A 258-nucleotide genomic window follows, 5' to 3' on the forward strand; every position below is an offset into this window, starting at 1 on the left:
CTGACGACCTCGGCCTGTGTCTGTGCCATGGCTGCGGCCAGGCGTGTGACCTGAGCAGTGGCGCGCATACGTGCAACCGCTGTGGTGCTGCCATCCATCGGCGCAAGGCCAATGCCATCAGCCGCGGCTGGGCGTTTCTGCTGGCCGCGCTGGTGTTTTACATCCCGGCGAACCTGCTGCCTGTGATGCACACCGAAATGCTCGGCAGTGGCAGTGAAAGCACCATTGGCGGTGGGGTGCTGGAGTTCTGGGAGGCGG

The 258-nt window shown here is 64.7% G+C and carries 1 protein-coding gene; it reads left to right on the forward strand.

Annotated features, from left to right (window positions below; genetic code table 11):
* Nucleotides 1-258, forward strand: a 258-nt coding sequence (locus SB756_RS32025; protein ID WP_410913495.1) for a paraquat-inducible protein A, incomplete at both ends; no start/stop codon positions are given.

This window comes from Pseudomonas sp. SIMBA_068, from assembly GCF_046534705.1.
Classification (GTDB): domain Bacteria; phylum Pseudomonadota; class Gammaproteobacteria; order Pseudomonadales; family Pseudomonadaceae; genus Aquipseudomonas; species Aquipseudomonas putida.